At 56.1% G+C, this 17498-nt stretch carries 19 protein-coding genes and 1 pseudogene; 12 read left to right on the top strand and 8 right to left on the bottom strand.

Annotated elements, in window-relative coordinates:
• The 4 genes and pseudogenes from PKC81_RS05100 to PKC81_RS05085 form a co-directional block, all read left to right on the top strand.
• Positions 1-354: pseudogene (locus PKC81_RS05100) on the top strand (hypothetical protein); the annotation flags it as partial.
• A gap of 263 nt (positions 355-617) precedes the next feature.
• The gene (locus tag PKC81_RS05095; protein ID WP_324333760.1) at positions 618-1088 is read left to right on the top strand and encodes a thioesterase family protein; all 471 of its coding nucleotides are present in this window, start codon (positions 618-620) and stop codon (positions 1086-1088) included.
• Positions 1085-1693: a 2-hydroxychromene-2-carboxylate isomerase gene (locus PKC81_RS05090; RefSeq protein WP_324333758.1), complete on the top strand. Its 609-nt coding sequence runs from the start codon at positions 1085-1087 to the stop codon at positions 1691-1693. Before PKC81_RS05095 ends, PKC81_RS05090 begins: the two co-directional genes overlap by 4 nt.
• Before the next feature lie 94 nt (positions 1694-1787).
• Entirely contained in the window at positions 1788-2591 is an 804-nt protein-coding gene (locus PKC81_RS05085) for a crotonase/enoyl-CoA hydratase family protein (protein WP_324333756.1), read from the top strand.
• A gap of 9 nt (positions 2592-2600) precedes the next feature.
• Here the strand turns inward: PKC81_RS05085 and PKC81_RS05080 are convergent, their stop codons facing one another.
• The 4 genes from PKC81_RS05080 to PKC81_RS05065 form a co-directional block, all read right to left on the bottom strand.
• Complete coding sequence (locus PKC81_RS05080) at positions 2601-3485, bottom strand: J domain-containing protein (protein WP_324333754.1); 885 nt, start codon at positions 3483-3485, stop codon at positions 2601-2603.
• Between the two features lie 148 nt (positions 3486-3633).
• Entirely contained in the window at positions 3634-4074 is a 441-nt protein-coding gene (locus PKC81_RS05075) for an acyl-CoA thioesterase (protein ID WP_324333752.1), read from the bottom strand.
• Entirely contained in the window at positions 4074-5228 is a 1155-nt protein-coding gene (locus PKC81_RS05070) for an acyl-CoA dehydrogenase family protein (protein ID WP_324333750.1), read from the bottom strand. The genes PKC81_RS05075 and PKC81_RS05070 overlap by 1 nt, the downstream gene beginning before the upstream one ends.
• Before the next feature lie 80 nt (positions 5229-5308).
• Positions 5309-6919, bottom strand: coding sequence for an MFS transporter (locus PKC81_RS05065; RefSeq protein WP_324333748.1), 1611 nt, complete (start codon positions 6917-6919; stop codon positions 5309-5311).
• Positions 6920-7001: 82 nt separating this feature from the next.
• Between PKC81_RS05065 and PKC81_RS05060 the strand changes: the two genes are divergently transcribed.
• The 6 genes from PKC81_RS05060 (at position 7002) to PKC81_RS05035 (ending at position 12038) form a co-directional block, all read left to right on the top strand.
• Entirely contained in the window at positions 7002-7472 is a 471-nt protein-coding gene (locus tag PKC81_RS05060; RefSeq protein ID WP_324333746.1) for a low molecular weight protein-tyrosine-phosphatase, read from the top strand.
• 163 nt (positions 7473-7635) lie between these two features.
• Positions 7636-7884, top strand: coding sequence for a hypothetical protein (locus PKC81_RS05055; protein ID WP_324333744.1), 249 nt, complete (start codon positions 7636-7638; stop codon positions 7882-7884).
• Between the two features lie 104 nt (positions 7885-7988).
• A complete protein-coding gene (locus PKC81_RS05050; protein ID WP_324333742.1) occupies positions 7989-8897 on the top strand; it encodes a hypothetical protein in 909 nt (302 codons plus the stop codon).
• A gap of 105 nt (positions 8898-9002) precedes the next feature.
• Positions 9003-10325: an oxygenase MpaB family protein gene (locus tag PKC81_RS05045; protein WP_324333740.1), complete on the top strand. Its 1323-nt coding sequence runs from the start codon at positions 9003-9005 to the stop codon at positions 10323-10325.
• 116 nt (positions 10326-10441) lie between these two features.
• Positions 10442-11179 (top strand): Bax inhibitor-1/YccA family protein, encoded by a 738-nt coding sequence (locus tag PKC81_RS05040; RefSeq protein WP_324333738.1) that lies wholly within the window; start codon positions 10442-10444, stop codon positions 11177-11179.
• Between the two features lie 148 nt (positions 11180-11327).
• The gene (locus tag PKC81_RS05035) at positions 11328-12038 is read left to right on the top strand and encodes a hypothetical protein (protein ID WP_324333736.1); all 711 of its coding nucleotides are present in this window, start codon (positions 11328-11330) and stop codon (positions 12036-12038) included.
• Positions 12039-12047: 9 nt separating this feature from the next.
• On the opposite strand, the gene PKC81_RS05030 is transcribed toward PKC81_RS05035, so the two are convergent.
• Positions 12048-12476 (bottom strand): CBS domain-containing protein, encoded by a 429-nt coding sequence (locus tag PKC81_RS05030; protein ID WP_324333734.1) that lies wholly within the window; start codon positions 12474-12476, stop codon positions 12048-12050.
• A 61-nt stretch (positions 12477-12537) separates the two neighbouring features.
• Here PKC81_RS05030 and PKC81_RS05025 point away from each other — a divergent pair, with 61 nt between their 5' ends.
• Both PKC81_RS05025 and PKC81_RS05020 read left to right on the top strand, forming a co-directional pair.
• Positions 12538-12852, top strand: a complete 315-nt coding sequence (locus PKC81_RS05025; RefSeq protein ID WP_324333732.1) for a hypothetical protein — start codon at positions 12538-12540, stop codon at positions 12850-12852.
• Complete coding sequence (locus PKC81_RS05020; RefSeq protein WP_324333730.1) at positions 12833-13231, top strand: acyl-CoA thioesterase; 399 nt, start codon at positions 12833-12835, stop codon at positions 13229-13231. Before PKC81_RS05025 ends, PKC81_RS05020 begins: the two co-directional genes overlap by 20 nt.
• A gap of 4 nt (positions 13232-13235) precedes the next feature.
• On the opposite strand, the gene PKC81_RS05015 is transcribed toward PKC81_RS05020, so the two are convergent.
• The 3 genes from PKC81_RS05015 to PKC81_RS05005 all read right to left on the bottom strand — a co-directional run bounded on the left by PKC81_RS05015 (position 13236) and on the right by PKC81_RS05005 (position 17490).
• On the bottom strand, positions 13236-14072 hold the full coding sequence (locus PKC81_RS05015) for a LytTR family transcriptional regulator DNA-binding domain-containing protein (protein ID WP_324333728.1): 837 nt from the start codon (positions 14070-14072) through the stop codon (positions 13236-13238).
• A 263-nt stretch (positions 14073-14335) separates the two neighbouring features.
• On the bottom strand, positions 14336-15943 hold the full coding sequence (locus PKC81_RS05010; protein ID WP_324333726.1) for a hypothetical protein: 1608 nt from the start codon (positions 15941-15943) through the stop codon (positions 14336-14338).
• Entirely contained in the window at positions 15940-17490 is a 1551-nt protein-coding gene (locus PKC81_RS05005; protein ID WP_324333724.1) for a hypothetical protein, read from the bottom strand. The genes PKC81_RS05010 and PKC81_RS05005 overlap by 4 nt, the downstream gene beginning before the upstream one ends.
• Between the last annotated feature and the right edge of the window lie 8 nt (positions 17491-17498).

The raw sequence follows: 17498 nt of genomic DNA, 5'->3' as shown, positions 1-17498 counted from the left end.
GCGGGGCCGTTTCGGGAGGCTTGGGAGGCCGCACTCGAACATGGCGTGAAGCGCATGGCCGACGCCGCCTTTTCGCGCGCGATCCACGGTGTTGCCATCCCCATCTATTATAAGGGGGAGCAGGTGGGCGAACGCCGCCATTATGACGAGCGGCTGACAATGTTCATGCTGCGCTATTACGATCCGCTGCGCTTTGGCAAATGGCTCGACCGGCAAAAGTATGAACGCGCCGAGGATGGCGCGGCGCGATTGCTGGCGATGCGGATCAATCTGTTGCTTGACGCGGCCTATGACTGGCTGTTCCGCAAAATCGATGTGCGCCGGATGCTGCGGCAGCAGGAGAGGGAGGGGTGATTGGGGTGTATCACTTACCCAATATACAAACCCGTCACCCCACACTTGATGCGGGGTTCGGCTTTTTGCGGGCTGTTGTGACGAACAGCAGCCAAGCCCCGTGTCAAGTACGGGGCGACGGGGATGGTAGGGAGCGTGTGAAGCGGACGTCGGTTGAAACAATCTTGCGCGGCATAGTGTCAGCTTTGTCAACTTCCGCGCCATCGGCATCGCATCGCTATCCACTGCTTGCGCAACCCGTTTCAATTTGCCATCGAAATTGCATGGCAAAGAAAGATTTCGCATTCCGCTATCCCCTCCGCGTCCGCTGGGCAGAGACCGACGCACAGGGCGTCGTCTTCAACGCGCGCTATCTCGACTATGCCGACGTCGCGGTGACCGAATATTGGCGGGCCTGCGGGCTGCGGCTGGTGAATCCGGACGAACCGCTCGAGTTTCACGTCAAAAAGGCCACGGTGTTGTGGAACGCACCCATCTTCCCTGACGAGATGATCGAGGTGATGTGTCGCACCACCAAGATGGGGCGTAGTAGCATCACCAAAATCGTCGAAATCCACGGCGCGACCGAGGATGGTTCGGACGATCTGCGTGCCGAGGTAGAACTGGTTAGCGTGTTCGTCGATCTGGAAAGCCATCGGCCGATGGCGTTCCCTGAATGGATTCGGGACGTGTTCCTGAAATTCGATGCCAAGGCGGAAAATGCACCCTTGCTTGAGGAGGTTCCGGCTGAATGAGCGCGCGCGTCGAGTTTTTCTACGACCTTTCCAGCCCCTGGACTTATCTGGCCTTCACCAATTTGTGGCCGATGCTCGAGCGGACCGGCGAACAGTCGGTGCTGCGTCCGATCCTCGTCGGCGGAGTGTTCAATGCCGTGAACCAGTCAGTCTATGCCGCGCGCGAGTTGACTGACAATCGCAAGCTCAAGCATAGCTGGAAAGTGTTGCTCGATTGGGCTGCACTGGCTGGGGTGGAGATGAACTTCCCGTCCAAATGGCATCCAGCCAAGAGTGTGAATGCGATGCGCTTTGCCTGTACGCTGGAAGAGAATCAGGATGCGCTGCGCCGTTTTTCCAAGGCGGCGTTTGAAAGCTATTTTGGTGCCCAGGAAAATCTGGACGATGCCGATGTGCTCGCGGCGGTTGCCGACAGCACTGGTCTTGATGGCGCGGCGCTGAAGGCTGCCGCGCAAAGTGATGACGTAAAAGCCCGCTTGCGTGCCAACACCGAAGAGGTGATCGCGCGCGGCGGTTATGGATCGCCCTCGATCTTTGTCGATGGCACCGACATGTATTTTGGCAATGATCAGCTGCCTTTGGTTGAGGCAGCATTGAAGAAGTAAGTTTCACCGGAGCCCTGAGCCTGTCGAAGGGCGTTTTACTGCTGGGCGTGCTTCGACAGGCTCAGCACTTCGGTTCTAATTGGAGAGGAAAGTCATGAACGACCGAATTTCAATCACTATGCTGGAAGACGGCATCGCCGATGTCCGCATGACCCGTGTCGACAAGATGAACGCCCTCGACGGTGCGCAATGGAATGCGCTGGTTGAGGCGATTGACCAGTTGAAAGCCACGCCTGGCCTCCGCGTGGTTGTGCTGTCGGGCGAGGGCCGCGCATTTTGTGCCGGCCTTGATCTTGCCAGCCTGCATAGTGAACGTGATCCGGGTGCGAGCAGTGCGGGTGGGTCGCTCGGCGATCGCACCAAGGGCATCTCGAACAATGCGCAATATGCTGCCTATGGCTGGCGTGAGTTGCCGGTGCCGGTGATTGCGGCTGTGCATGGCGTTGCCTTTGGCGCGGGCAGCCAGATTATGGCGGGTGCCGATATCCGCATAGTCCATCCCGACACGCGCATCGCGATCATGGAAATGAAATGGGGCCTCGTACCCGATGTCGGTGGCATGCCGTTGTGGCGCACGCAGGTCGCTGACGATGTGTTGCGCGAAATGATTTACACCAACCGCGAATTCAACGGTGTCGAGGCCAAGGAAATGGGCTTTGCTACCCATGTTTCCGACGAACCGCATGCCAAGGCGATGGAACTTGCCCGGGTGATTGCAAACAAGAACCCGCATGCCATTCGCGGTGCCAAGCGTATGTGTAATGCGTTGGCGACATCAAGCGATGCAGAGTTGCTTCAGATGGAAAGCGACGAGCAGTTGAAGGTCATCCGCACGCCGAACCAGATGGAGGCGGTGATGTCTGAAATGCAGAAGCGGAAACCGAATTTCGCCGACTAGGTGTGCAATTTAAAATTCTTCTGGCGCTAAGCTATAGGATTGCATGTTCCCATTAGCCACCTTGAACAAGGTCAATGTTGTTACACTAAAACGAACACCCGCTGGCTCGCTGATTTCTTCCAGCGCAAACGATTCAGATCGGGACAGACTTCCATCGGACAAATCCATATGACGAATGTCATAGTTGCCCGCGCGTATTTTGTTCATTGTGAAAGAAGAATTAGCTGGAATAAATGCGTGACGCACAGGAAGAGTTTTATCGGTGTCCAGTGCTATTAATTTAACAAACACGTCTGTTGGGTTAGAGCTGTTGTCGATGGTGAGCTTTGAAAGGCCGTCTGCGCGAGCGATCGGGTACCCCTTTATGTAGCTGGCTTTATCTGGCCATGAACTGCCGTTCGGTGCCGACTTTGGTCGGATGAAATTTGTCGCTTTTTCGTTCGAATTTGCCAATTCGGCAGTAGGTTCAGCAACATACTCCGGCAGTCCACTCGGTTTCGGAGGTTCGTTTGCTGCCCATAAACCGAATCCGATCATGCCTATGAATAAATAGGTCCACAGATTTCTCGCTAGATGACGGACTACCTGCAGAATCTTTGAGTATTGGGCTTCAGCATGTTGACTTGACGTACTATCAGGAGTATTTTCAGCATTATTATTACTATTCAGTAATTTGACGGCGATCCATTCATCATGCGCCTGCCGCTTTTCGGGATCTGACAAGACTTCATAGGAAGCATTTACGATACGCATTATTTTTTCTGCATCCGGATTGCCTGGATTCATATCTGGATGATACTGTCGCGATAAAGCTTTGTACGCAGCAGCAATGACTTCTTGAGGAGCGTTAACTGACACCTTCAAATTGTCGTAATGCGTTCGAAACGGTGTCACATTCTCTCTCCAGCCATTTGACCTTCGAACAGTATGTGAAAAATCTTCTAATGGAAAGTCAACTTGACCGATTGAACTTAGTAGAGGTTACAGTTATCGAAACTTGAGGGTCAGGTGCAGTGATATCGTGTCTGCGGGGGGGGGGAGGCTAGTCAGCCGCTTTGGCCATCATTTCTTTAAGCTCTGCAACCAGTTCGGCACGCAGCGGCTTGGCTTCGTTATCGGTGCGGCAGACAATCACGCTGTCGCAAGTGCCGATGCATTGGCCGTTCTGGAACATCGCCTGCACAATAGCCCAGCTTGAATTGCCGATGCGACCTACGCCAGAGCCGATGGTCACGGGCGCAGGGAAATTGCCTTCGCGCAGATAATTGATTTCGACCGATGCAACCATCGTGCGTTCATTATCCGGCCTGTCAGCCCAGGGGCGCGCCTTGCGATGCAGCTGGACTCGGGCATTTTCGAACAGCGACGCGAAGGCGACATTGTTGATGTGCCCGTTGATGTCCATGTCCTGAAAACGTGTGTCGCTTTCAAGGATGATGGGGTAGGCGGCCAGGTTCAGCCGCCACCCTTCGGGTTTTGCCATTAGAGCTTGCGCCCGATCAGTTCCTTCATGATCTCGCTGGTGCCGCCGAAGATACGGGTCACGCGCGCGCCACGGAACTGCTTGGCGATCGGATATTCGTTCATGAAGCCCGCACCGCCATGAAGCTGGAGGCACTTGTCGACGACTTCACCCTGCAGCTCGGTGTGCCACAGCTTAGCCGCAGACGCTTCCTCGGGGGTCAGCTCTTTCTTGATATGGCGGGCTAGTGCCCAGTCGATATGTGCCCAACCCACCTGCAGCTTGGTCTTGAGGTCAGCAAGGACGAAACGGGTGTTCTGGAAATCGAGGATCGGCTTGCCGAATGCCTTGCGCTCGCGGACGAATTCGACCGTCTGGTCAAAACTGCGCTGGGCTGCGGTCTGTGCGCCGATGGCAATCGAAAGCCGTTCCTGCGGCAATTCGCTCATCAGATAGATGAAGCCCATGCCTTCCTGTCCAAGGCAGTTCGTTATTGGTACGCGGACATCTTCGAAAAACAGCTCAGACGTGTCGGCGGCATCGAGGCCGATCTTGTCGAGATTGCGGCCGCGCTTGAAGCCTTCACGATCCGCCTCGACGAGGACGATCGACACGCCCTTATAGGCCGGGTTCGCATCCGGATCGGTCTTGCAGCAGACAAGGATCAGGTCGGCATTCTGGCCGTTGGTGATATAGGTCTTTGCACCGTTGATGACATAGTGGTTGCCATCCTTCTTTGCCGTGGTGCGCATGCCCTGAAGGTCGGAACCGGTGCCCGGCTCGGTCATGGCGATGGCGGTGATGACTTCACCTGAAACCATTTTCGGCAGCCACTGCTTCTTCTGCTCTTCAGAGCCATATTGGATGATGTAATTTGCAACGATATCGGTCTGCAGCGAGAAACCGGTTGCGACATCGGTATTGTAACCGAATTCTTCGTTGATGATGGCGTTATAGCCAAAATCTAGGCCAAGGCCGCCAAATTCCTCCGGAACGGTCGGGCAGAGCAGGCCCAGTTCGCCAGCTTTGGGCCACACTTCCTTTGGGACGAGGCCATCGGCATCCCATTTGTCGGCATTGGGCTCGATCTCTTTGGCAACAAACTGGCGGACCGTCGAGCGGAAGGCTTCATGGTCTTCGTTATAGGCGGTGCGGTGCAATGCATCGAGCGACATGGCGCGAGTCTCCTAAGGCTGTTCTGGCCGCCAGAAACAGCAAGTTTACGCTAGCGTCAAGCAGGAATTTAACCGTATGATTAAACCGGCTCACCCGCTTCGCGTGCTCGTTCTGCGATGGTGCGCTCGGCTGTCGGAACCATACGATAGGCCGCAACCAAAAGGCCAAGCGCGATCGGCGCGACACCAATCAGCGACAATATGCCTACGCGCAGGTCGCCAACCAGTTTGCCGTCGACCATTGTACCCGCAAGGTCGGAAATCTGCCCAACCATATAGGGGCCGAAAGACAGACCCACTAAAGTCGTGCCGAGGAAAAAGGCTGCCGTCGCCGTCCCGCGCATGCGCGGCAGCACCAGATCCTGCGTGGTTGCCGCGGCTGCACCCAGCGCGGTTGCACCCAGCATACCGGCTACAAAATTCATCGTGTAGAACAGAGTTGAATTTTCGGTGGTATAGCCAATCCAGATCGGGATGATCGGGCCGACCACGCCGAGGATGATCATCAATATGCGGCCTGCGGGATTTTTCATCCGCAATGCATCGGCCATCCGCCCGCCGATGATAACGCCGAGGAATCCACTCAACGCACCATTGGCGCCCAGGATGAAGGCCAGTTCTGCCTTGGGCAACTTCAGAACGATTTCAGCATAGGGCGCCGACCAGAAACTCAATGCATAAGCCGCCAGCGAGACAAGGCCATAGCCCAGCGTGGTGCAGATAAAGGCGGGCGTGCCCCAGATCAGTTTGAAGGTGGCCGGGTCACGCGCGCGCAGCGCCGAAGCCCATGAAAACACCGCATAATAGCCAAAGCCGACCGCTGACCATTGCGGCAAGTTTCCGGTCAGATTGATCATCCACCAGGCAAAAGCGGCGATGGCGGCACCGGTCGCGATGTTAATGACAAAGGCGGTTGGGCCGCGCTGCCAAGCGCCCCAGATGGTAAAGGGCGGGACGATCATCGACAGGTCGCTCGCAAAGGCGCGGAAGGGTGTGGGAGAGCTTTCGGTCGCAACCCCGTCCATCGCACCGCGGATCGGCTCCCTGAGCGACGAAACCCAAAGAGCCAGCAACACACCCGGAATGCCGACTGCCAGAAACGCGGCCTGCCATCCTACCAAGCCCATTGGTGCATCGACGGGATAGGCATCGTTCCAAGCCTTCACAATCAAAGCGCCAATGAACAGCGATACCCCACCGCCCAGATAGAGACCCGACGAATAGATCGCGAGCGCGGTGGCGCGCTGACGCTTGGGGAAATAGTCCGAAATCAGGGAGTAAGCGGTTGGGCTTGCGGTAGCTTCCCCGACGCCGACGCCCATGCGCGCCAGTGTGAGTTCAACCTGATTGCGGGCGAAGCCGGACAAAGCTGTCATCAGCGACCACAGGGCCAGCCCGATCGACAGCAACTTTACCCGGTTCCAATTATCGGCCAACCGGCCAAGCGGAATGCCAAACAGCGCATAGAAAACAGCGAAAGCGGCCCCGCCCAGAAAGCCCATTTCGGAATCTGTCAGACCAAGATCAGCCTTGATGTCGACCGCGAGGATGCTGACAATCTGACGGTCAATGAAGTTCAAAATATAGACGATGACAAGGACAGTCAGCACATACCAGCTATAGCCGGTCGCTGACTTTTCCCCCTGTGCGTTGGCGTTTTCAATCGACTTCCCATCGCTTGTTGCGCTCAACGTCATTCTCCTCTGCTTGTCTCTCGGTCGGGCCTTGGGCTAGCAGAGGATATGCAAAGCGCAAGCGGGTAAAGGAGTTTGCATGGCAGTTTCGGTGTTGATGGTCTGTCTCGGCAATATCTGTCGCTCGCCCTTGGCAGAGGCGGCTCTGCGGCATCATGCGACGCGGTTGGGGCTGGACGTAATCGTTGATTCCGCCGGAACCGGCGACTGGCATGTCGGCCACCCGCCCGATAGGCGAGCGCAAGAAGTGGTGCGAAGGCTCGGCGGCATCGACATCAGCGGCTTTCGCGCCCGGCAGGTGGCGCGCGACGATTTCCACCGCTTCGACCATATCATCGCGATGGACCATGACAACCACCGCACCCTTCTGAACCTCTCGCCCCAATCGGCAACCGCCCAACTATCGCTGCTCCTCGATCATCTGCCGGGGCAAGAGAGCCGAGCGGTGGCCGATCCCTATTATGGTGATACTGCTGATTTCGAGAAGTGCTGGCGGCTCGTCGATGAAGCATGTGAAATTTTGGCTAGGAGTTTCAAGACGGATACATAGGACTAATGGAAAATAAGCTTGATTTACTTATTCTATGCCAGCGATTGTGGCATATGGACAAAAAATCCAAGTAAAAATGCATTCATTTGATTGATCATATAAAGAGAGAGAAATATACTCCTAATCGCAGATTTTCTGCATGATTATATTGAGGAGTAGAGCAATGATAAAATTATCCAACATATATATAGCAGTGCTGGCGGCGTCGCATATGGTGGCGAATCAAGCGCAGACTATTGAAGAGCCAAGTTCGACTTCTGTAAATTTGGTGATGTTGAGCCAATTGAAAAAAGATAGTCTGCCTCAGCCAAAGTCAGTGTGTGACAAGCTCGAACGCGCCTTGTGCATGATGGAAGGCGGCAATTGGGCGCAATGTAGTGCCGCTGCGGGCTGCGATCCGCACGAAAACTGATCAAGCAATTTATGTGGGGATGCGGCACTAAGGTGGCCGTTTGCAGCGTTGCATCTCCACTGCGATGATGATGACCATATTCTGAAAATTTGCGAGGAAGCCCGATGCCATTTCTGTTCGCCATTCCCCTAATGCTGCTCGCCAGCACTCCTACAGAAGAAGCCACCGTTCAAAAGAAAGATAAGCCCGAAATTGTCGTAACCGGCAACAAGCGTGAGTTGCGCTACATCCTGAAGGATATGCTTGCGGTTTCGGCTGACACCAAACAGATCGGTCGGTTTGAACGCAAGATTTGCCCCAAGGTGATTGGCTATCCCGCCGATTACAGCGCGATACTCGAACGGCTGATCCGCGGTAACGCGACCAATGCTGGCTCTGAGCTGGCGAGTGACGATTGCCGCCCCAATGCCGTGCTGATCTTCATTGATGAGCCCCAGCGCCTTGTTTCGGAACTGGCGGATGCTGTGCCGGGCTATTTCGGACACAAAACCGAAAAGCAGCGCGATGCGCTCACTGCGAATTATGCCCCCATATATAGCTGGCGGGTTGTCGATATCCGCTCCTATGAGGGACAGGAACTGCAAGGCACTGAAAACATAACCGGGCGACTTGCCGGCGGAAGTGCCATGAATGATGCAAACACGGCCAAAGTCGTGCGCTGGGCAAAGGCCACCCGTCTCGGCGAAAATACGAGGCAGGACATCCTGTTATCGATGGCAGTAGTCGACATAACAAAAACCGAAGGCAAATCGCTGCGCCAGTTGGCCGACCTTGCGACCATGCACCTGCTGCTGGATCTGGATTCCAATGCCCCTACAGCGGCTCCGGCGGATTCAATCTTGCGACTGTTCGATGATGGTCTGGATGGCGTTTCTGCACCAGCGCGTATGTCTGTTATGGATCGGGCGATGATTTCGGGCCTATATTCAATAAGGGACAATGCTTTGACCGAGGCCGCGCAGCGAGGCCGCATTGCTGACAAGATCAAGGAAGCGGTGGAAACGAAAGAATAAGGCAGCCTTCCGAACGCCCCGACCCCCCAACCGCCAAAATCTTGTATTGCCAACTGTCCACTGCACTGACAGCGTTGTTAACGCTGAGGAGCAGGAGGAAGCAGGGTGCCCGATATCGCCGCCATTGCCGCAAGGGTTCGGTCGCAGGCAGAATTGCTGCCCGCGCTCTATGGTCAGATCGATTTTGACACCCCGCCTGAACGCTTCGCTGATGGCCCTGATGACCGGACCGAATTGTCCGATGTGCGGGGCAAAAGTCGGGCCGACTATCTGGCCGATAGCGAACTGGTGGCGCGGATCCGGGAATATAGCCTGTTGGGCGATATTACGGGCGATGCTTATGCGGCGCTGATGCCCCAATTCGGCTTTCGTCGGCTGGTCGACATGCTGGTTGAGGCGTGTGACAAGGGCGTCGATGCCGTGGAGGGTGCGCCCCCCGAATTGAAGGCGCTCATATCCGAAATGGAACGCATTCCCGACTGGCTCGATATGAAGCTGGTCGAACAGGGGGCGAAGGCGGAGCGCAATTCGGCGGCGAACATCTCTCCCTTCGCCATTCGCGGTGCCTTTATCGCGACCTTCCTCAACAAATATTCGGCGCTACCGATGGCGCTCACCGGAACGCTGAGCCATGCGACTGCGGCGCGACGAGTGAAGGAAACGGCGACCTTTTTCACCACCACCGTGCTCCCCGGCGCACTCAAGCGTCATGGCGCGGGTTTCAAGGCGGCGGCGATGGTGCGGCTGATGCATTCGATGGTGCGGGCGAATGTGCTTTCACGCCCCGGCATGTGGGATGCAAAAGTCTATGGCATTCCGATCCCGCAGCTTGACCAGATGCCAGCCGGCCTGATCCCGATCTATTTTATGTCGGAAAAGGTGCTTGGGCAGGGGCGAACGAGCTTTAATGCGGAGGAGCGGGCGAAGGTCGAGCTGGCGCGTTATCGCTGTTACCTGCTGGGGCTGCCCGAAGACTTGTTGGCGGACAATCCCACCGACATTGTCCGTATTTGGTGCACGCGCAGTGCGACGCTGCGCTATGAATATGACGATGCTATTTGCGGTGGCCTGCTGCGCGCAACGATGGAGGCCGAACTCAGTAAGGATCGATCGCTGCCGGGGCGCGTCTTTCGTCGCCTCGAACGGTCATTCGCGCGGGTGTTTTTCGTCAATACTTTCCTGAAAGGCGATGAAGCAGCGGCGGCTACAGTGGGCGTGCCGCTGACAGGAAAAGACAAGGCGCTATACGCTGCAACCATGGCGGCGATCATCGGCCAGACGCTCGGCCACAAGGTTGCTTCGCGGCTGCCGGTACTTGGTGAAGTGGCCGACCAGTTGCTGGTTTCGCGGCTGCGACGGCAATTGGCGGACTATGGTCATGCCGAATTTACGACCGACGCGGCGCAATATCGCCCGGCGACCAGTTGAGGCCTTGGTCCAAAACGGGCCGTGCTGAGTCCGGTTTCGCTTGAAATTGGAACGATTTCATCCAATATTGCGGGCTTAGGCGGCTATGGTGCCGCTATATTGAGGAGACGTTTGAAATGGCTGAATGGTCTGATCCGCGGGTAACGCAAACCCAGGCGGGCGTTACCATTGATGGCAAGCCGATTGCCTCAACGGCAGTCGACGCCGGGCTGCGCGCCCATATGCTGAAGGTTTACAACTACATGGCGTCGGGCGTTTTGCTCACCGGCATCGTCGCGATGTTGTTTGCTAATAGCGGAATGGCCGCGCAGGTGATGGCAACGCCGCTGCGCTGGCTGATCATCCTGTCACCGCTCGCCTTCATCATGGTGATGAGCTTTGGCATCAACAAGCTGTCCACCGGCGCATTGCAGGCTATGTTCTGGGCTTTTGCTACGGTCATGGGTCTGTCGATGTCGACGATTTTCCTTGTTTACTCAGGGGAATCGATTGCTCGCACCTTCTTTGTGACGGCAGCGGCTTTCGCTTCGCTCAGCCTGTGGGGCTACACCACCAAAAAGGATCTGACTGGTTGGGGCAGCTTCCTGATCATGGGTGTGGTCGGTCTGTTGCTCGCGTCGATCGTCAACATCTTTCTGGGTTCGTCCACAATGGGCTGGGTTATCAGCTTCCTTGGCGTGCTGATTTTCGCAGGCCTGACGGCTTATGATACCCAGCGCATCAAGAGCGAATATTTCTACTTCGCTGGCCATGAAGCGCTCGGCAAGATTGCGATCATGGGGGCGCTGAACCTGTATCTCGATTTCGTGAACATGTTCCAGTTCCTGCTCAGCTTCTTGGGCGACCGGGATTAATTCTGCTTATGCGGCAGAACGAGAAGGCCCGGTGGGAAACCACTGGGCCTTTTTCTTTGTGCATTTCGCCGATGGGCGCTTTATTTTCGGCTGTTAATCGTGTTGACAGGTTGAAAGAAATAATCGGGTTCGCGGGAGTGATTTGAACATGCGTAATTTGGGTCGGAGTTCGCTTGTTGTCGGTTTGACATTGCTGGCCGCTGCATGTGCGCCTGCACCCAAACCCGTTGTGGTGGCGCCGCGGCCAGTCGCTCCGCCTCCCGCACCCGCTATTCCTCCCATGCCTCTGCCTCCGGGTGGGGCCGCAGTGACGATGAAAATTCCCGCGCTGGGCGTGGATGGCGTGCGCATAACACCTAATCGCAATCTCTCTCGCGAAGAATATATCTGGCACTTGCGGTCCGGCCTCAACGTTGCCGCGTTGAACTGCCAAGGCCCCGTCTGGGGAGAGATTGCGCAGAATTACAATCGCTATCTGCAGGTTCACAAATCCCGCCTGGCGCAGACCAACAAGGCGGTCGATGCCGAATATGTGAAACGCTATCGGGGGCAGAATGCGCTTCGTGTGCGCGACACCCATTCAACGGATTTGTATAACTATTTTGCCCTGCCGCCGGTGCGCGCAGAGTTCTGCGACAAATCGCTAGCGAAATCGCGTGAAATTATTGCGATACCTTCGACGGCGCTGCCTGAGTATAGCTTTGGCGCGCTGGCCGACCTGGATGCGGTCTTCATCAACTTTTACAACGCATTCGAGAAATATAAAGTCGACATCGTCGAGTGGAATGCGCGTTATGGTCCGCAGCCGCTCGCACAAGCTAATGCTCCTGCAGTTGTGACCACAGTTTCGACCAAATAGCAGTCGGCGTCAGGCCATCTGGATATAGTCGCGCATCGCCGAGGCTTCGGCCTCGATCTTTTCGATGCGGTATTTGACCAGATCGCCAATCGATACAAAACCGACAATCTGGAGCCCGTCAGCAACAGGAAGGTGCCGGATACGCCGCCGCGTCATCAGTGAAAGGGCGGACAATACCGGCGTATCTGCGGTAACGGTTATTGCTGGCGCAGTCATGACGTCGCCTACCTGTTTGGCCATGAGCGCCGAGCCGTGGCTGGCAAGCCCATAGATCACGTCGCGTTCCGAGAATATTCCAAGCACTTCGCCATTCTCGACAACGGGTAACGCGCCGATCCGTTTTTCAGCGAGTCGTGCGACCACTGTTTCTACCGACTCGTCCGGAGATGCTGTGAAAACCGCGCCTTCGCGGCCTTGCAGGATGATGGCAATCGTCATCGAGTCCTCCCATTCGTCTTGCTCCGACGCTGTACATAGCATAGACGCGGCGCAGGATAAAATGACTCGACCCTCCCGCCTTGATAATCCCGAATATGCTGCCTTTGCCTGGGCGCGCTATCGCCGTCTGATGGGGTGGATGTTCGCCTTCACGCTCGTGCTCACCGGAGCAGCGCTTGGCCTGTTCTGGTTTCAATATGGTCTGATCTCGATCCACCTCTATATTGCGACTGCAGCAGGCATCATTTTTTCGGTGATGCTGATGTCGGCGCTGATGGGGCTGGTGTTCCTTTCCAGCGGAACGGGACATGACGAGGCGATAGAAGATCCTTTTGCTGATCTGGCGGACGACGAGAATGAGCAGCATCGTCCATAACCTTCCGGTGCGTGGTGACCCGATCCTCCGCGTTGTCCCGCGGCCTGCAGATATCAATGCCAATGGCCATATTTTTGGCGGTTGGGTATTGGCGCAAATGGATATCGCAGGCGGCATCGTTGCGGGGCGGATCGCCGAAGGGCCGTGTGCGACAGTTGCGATTGAAAAGATGGAATTCATCGCACCGATTCTGCTGCGCGATATCATCTCGGTCTATGCGTCGCTTGAACGACGCGGGCGTACCTCGATGGCGATCAAAATAGAAGTCCTTGCGACGCGCGACAGAGGAGAACAAGAGGTCAAGGTCACCGAGGGCCTGTTCACCTTTGTCGCGCTTGATGAGCATCACCGGCCGAGGCCGTTACCCCCGCAGGCTTGAGCGGTCAGTCTTTTACGACCTTGCCCAGCAGCATTTCTTCGACTGTTTTGCGATAGCCCGCCGAAACAGGAATGCGCGTGCCGTCGACCATCAGCAGTTCGATCTTGCGACCCTGGCGACTTAGCTTTTCAACAGCGTCGCATGCGACCCACCAGGATCTGTGGACTTGTAGACCGTCATAATCGGAAAGCTCCTGCAGCGCGTCGCGGAAACGTATCAGGATAAGGTCTGCCCCGCGTACTGTTGTCGCTCGCAGATAATGGTCTTCCATTTGCAGATGCAGCAACTGCGTTCCCAAACGGTCGGGAAGTCGCGAAAGAAAACGCATCCCCGCAGGGGGTCTATTACGGGCTTCAGGCTGCAAGCCATGAAGTGCCAGGATGAACAGCGCATTGACCCCGATGGCAAGCAGGTTGATCACCAGCAACTGTGAGAAAAGTGCAATCAGCCCGGCCGCATCGCGCGAAGGGCGCATGGGGGTGACAGCATCACCCAAACGCGCCGCAGCGATTGACCAACCCCAATATTCTATCGCGTGGACGATGAATGTCATGGGTATCGTAGCAAAGAGTACGCAGCCGAATATCCCGCTCCATCGGCTGAAATCGTCAAAGGCCCCGGTTGAACGGATGATTTTCGCAGTAACCGGCATCATCGCCATGCCGAAGATGGACAGAATGGCAAACCAATAGCTAAGTCTGACGAGTGGCTGGTCAGGAAACATGCCGAATGGAGAGACAAAGACCAGCAAAACCGCAATCAGGAGATATTGTGCGAGGTGACGGAGCTGATGCCGCCAGTCGAGTGAGCACCAATAGTCCAGAAATCCGTTCAAAGTCATAGGGTTTTCCCCACTTCCTCAATTCTCGTACCAGTTTTTTCCAATCTTCACAAGCTTGTGGAAAAAGTCGAAACTCATTCGCGTTTCGTGAAATTGCACGCGTCATTCGCGAATGTTTCGTCGTGCTTCGCGAATTCGCGATTGCGTGCGCAAGTTCACGGCGACATTGTGCCGATGTCGTCGGGCTCTAAACCGCTCGGCGCCTCTTTTTCGATTTGAGAGTCGAACAACCTTGGAAGCGGACGAAGCCCCCTTCGTCCGCTTCAGTTTTCCAGCTTTAGCTCGTAATATAGACTGGCTTCCCCGTTGGCAGGCACAGTGGCTTTCCAGGTCGGCATGCCGTCAATTTTCGGGATATGCTTGTGGCTACCCTTCAGCTCATAGGGAATTTCGATTTCGACATTGACCGGTTCGTTGCGCGCATTGGTGATATCGACCTTTAGTTTTTGCCGCGTCTTCGTGCGCGTGATGGTCGTAAGGCTATAGCGAACGTCGCTTGACGATCCGATGCCGAGATCGATTTCGTCGCCGACAGCGCGATCGGACATTACCGACTCTCCCGCAAGCAACGGGCCAAATTGGCTGTCTTCAAATAGCAGGAGCTGGCCCGATGGCATTGGCAGGCCCAATCCCTTTTCGGTCTTGTTGTCGCTGCGCAGCCGGATCGACATGGGGATAGACAAACCATCGTCCTCATAGAAGTCATCGACATTGGCGGAATAGACCCGTTCAAAAACCGCATCCGGTTTGACAATCATCGCGACCTGTTTCTGGCCCATGGCGTTGACGGTGACGGGCTCGGGAATACGATAGAGTTTCAGGTCGCCCAAATTTTCCTGCTCGGCGACGATGACAGCCTTTGGCTGTGCCATTTTCTCCGCTCGCATACGGGAGCCCGTAACGATTATATTTTCACCGTCGATCGCTGTCACCGCGACAGCAGATTCGTACATCACACCACCACGATTATCCTGTCCGAAATCTTGTTCCGGGTTGAAGGCTGGTCTGAATGGCACCTGATGTGTGCGCTGCGCGGGCCAGCATTGGAGCGATAGCCCGCTACCCGTCGGTCGCGGCTGTTCGGCCCGCCTTTCGCGATTGGGCTCCCCTGCGATCGCCATGCTGTTGGCGTTGACGAAGCTTTGATTGCCGCCATTGGCGATGGTCAGCCAGGCGAACACATCGATCTTCCCCTTGCCGACACTGTCGGCGTCGAGCGGTTTGGCATGGGCAATATAATTGGCCTGCCAGTCGAACCCCGATGCCATGTAAGTTAGGGTCAGTTTCGCGGTAACCTGTTGGTCGCTGTTCGTGATGACCGAAAGGGTGGGCTTGGCCGACAGGTCTTGCGGAAGTTGGCCATAGGACATGCGTTCGGGCAGGCCGGTGCAGCGCAACGCTTCATAGCCGTCCGCCGTCTGCAATATCACGCCGCCATTCGGTCCCGCAGTAATCACCGCTTCTTGTTGGCGGACCTCTCCGGTGGCCCGGTCGGTGCGGGTCAGCGACACCTGTCGCGTCAAATAGGAATCGACTAGGCCTGAAGGGGACAGAAGCCGGGCATCGCGGTTCTTCTCATGCACACCTTTGGGCAGCCCTGTAACGATCGCGCTTTCGGGAAACATGCCCTCAGCCACGCCTTCGAACCGGATGAGGCTTTCGCCTGCCGGTATCGTCACAGTCCGGGTCTCGGTGATCAGCGCATAGCCTTGTGGCCAGTTCTTGTTGATCGGCTGCGCTCCCCGGTCAGGCGCACGGTAAACGGTGAGCGAGACAGTCTCGGGTCCGTCTGATGATATTACGGACTGGGCAAAAACTGGCGATGGCAGTGCAATCGACGCCAAAACGACAATCGCGCCACGCTTGATCATTGGAGTGGAACCTCGACTATGATCTCCGAGCTATCATTGGCAGGGACGGTGACAAACCAAGTCGGAATGCCTTCATCGCGCCGCATGCCTTCTGGCAGGTTTCGTAGCGTGTCGGGGAATTTGATTTCGGCACTGACTGCATACGGATTGGAATTGGAAAGGACGAGCCGATAGCTACGTGATTTCTTGGTCTGCAGAGCAAGTGTCGTGTTGACGCGGACAACTGGCGTAGCCGGCAGGAACCAGTCGATATCGTCACCAACAGCCCGATCCTTCACCGTGATTTCACCGACGAGTTGGTTACCCATGTCGGTATTCTCAAAAACCATGCCTTTTCCCGAAGGTAGCGGCAGGCCAAGCCCCTTGTCCTTCTTGTTTTCTCCGACCAGTGCCGGGCTGAGGTTTAGCAGCGGCTGATGCCAGCCATTATAGACGGACTGTCCTTTGTACACACGACGAAAACCAGCCTTGGGCTGAACAATCATCGCAACCTGCTTTTGCCCTTTGGCGTTTACATCAACCCGCTCGGGAACGCGATAAAGCTTCAAGTCGCCCAATTCTTCCTGCTGGGCTACAACAGCGGCAACCGGAGCGGCTGGAGGTGGCGGTGGGGCAGTTGTGGGCAAGGCGTACAGCCGTGCCGACTCCACCTGTATTTCTTCCTCATAGGCGAAATCTTCGTCGGCATACTCGGTATAGGGCAGGGTGAAGGGCACCTCATGCGTGCGCTGTGCAGGCCAGCATTTGAGCACCAGTTGCGGCAGCGGTGCTTTGGGAAGCACCGCATTGCCTACACGATTGGGCTTGCCCGCGACCGCCATCAAATTGGCGTCGGGAAAACTCTGTGCGCCGCCATTGGCAATGGTCAGCCAGCCGAACACGTCCAAGGCAACCTTATGGTCATCGGCAAATTTACCCGCATTCAGCACGTAATTCGTCTGCCAGTCAAATCCGCCTGCCATATAGCTGAGCGTCACCGTAGCTTTTACTGCACGGGTGCTGTTCGTGATGACTGAAAGCGTCGGCTTTGCCGACAAATCCTTTGGCAGCCGGCCATATCGCATGCGTTCGGGTAGTCCGGTGCAGCGAAGCGCTTCAATGCCGCCTTCGGCTTCAACGATTACGCCACCGTCAGGGCCCGATGTGACGAGTGCAGTTTGTTCACGCACCCTGCCTGTCGCCCTGTCAGTGCGGGTCAGTGTGACTTGCCGCTTGAGATAGGCGTCGACGAGTCCTGCGGGGGACAGCAATCGCGCGTCCCGGTTTTTTTCGCGCACTCCATTGGGCAAGCCCGTGACAATGGCCGTTTCGGGAAACAGCCCTTCGGAAACGCCTTCGAACCGGATGACAGATTCTCCAGCCGGAATGTTGATCGTTCGGGTTTCGGTAATCAGTGCATATCCACCCGGCCAGTTGCGGTTAATCGCACCTTCGCCCCGATACGGATCACGATAGACCGTCATGGAAATGGTCTCTGCCGATGGCGAAACAACAACACTTTGCGCCGCGATCGGGGTCGCGACTGCAAATGCAATCAAGGCGAGCAACGCCCGCA

This window comes from Sphingorhabdus sp., from assembly GCF_035329025.1.
In the GTDB taxonomy this organism is placed as follows: Bacteria; Pseudomonadota; Alphaproteobacteria; order Sphingomonadales; family Sphingomonadaceae; genus Sphingorhabdus_B.
Note: the sequence above shows the minus strand (reverse complement) of the source record. Positions and strands in the feature narration are given on the sequence as shown.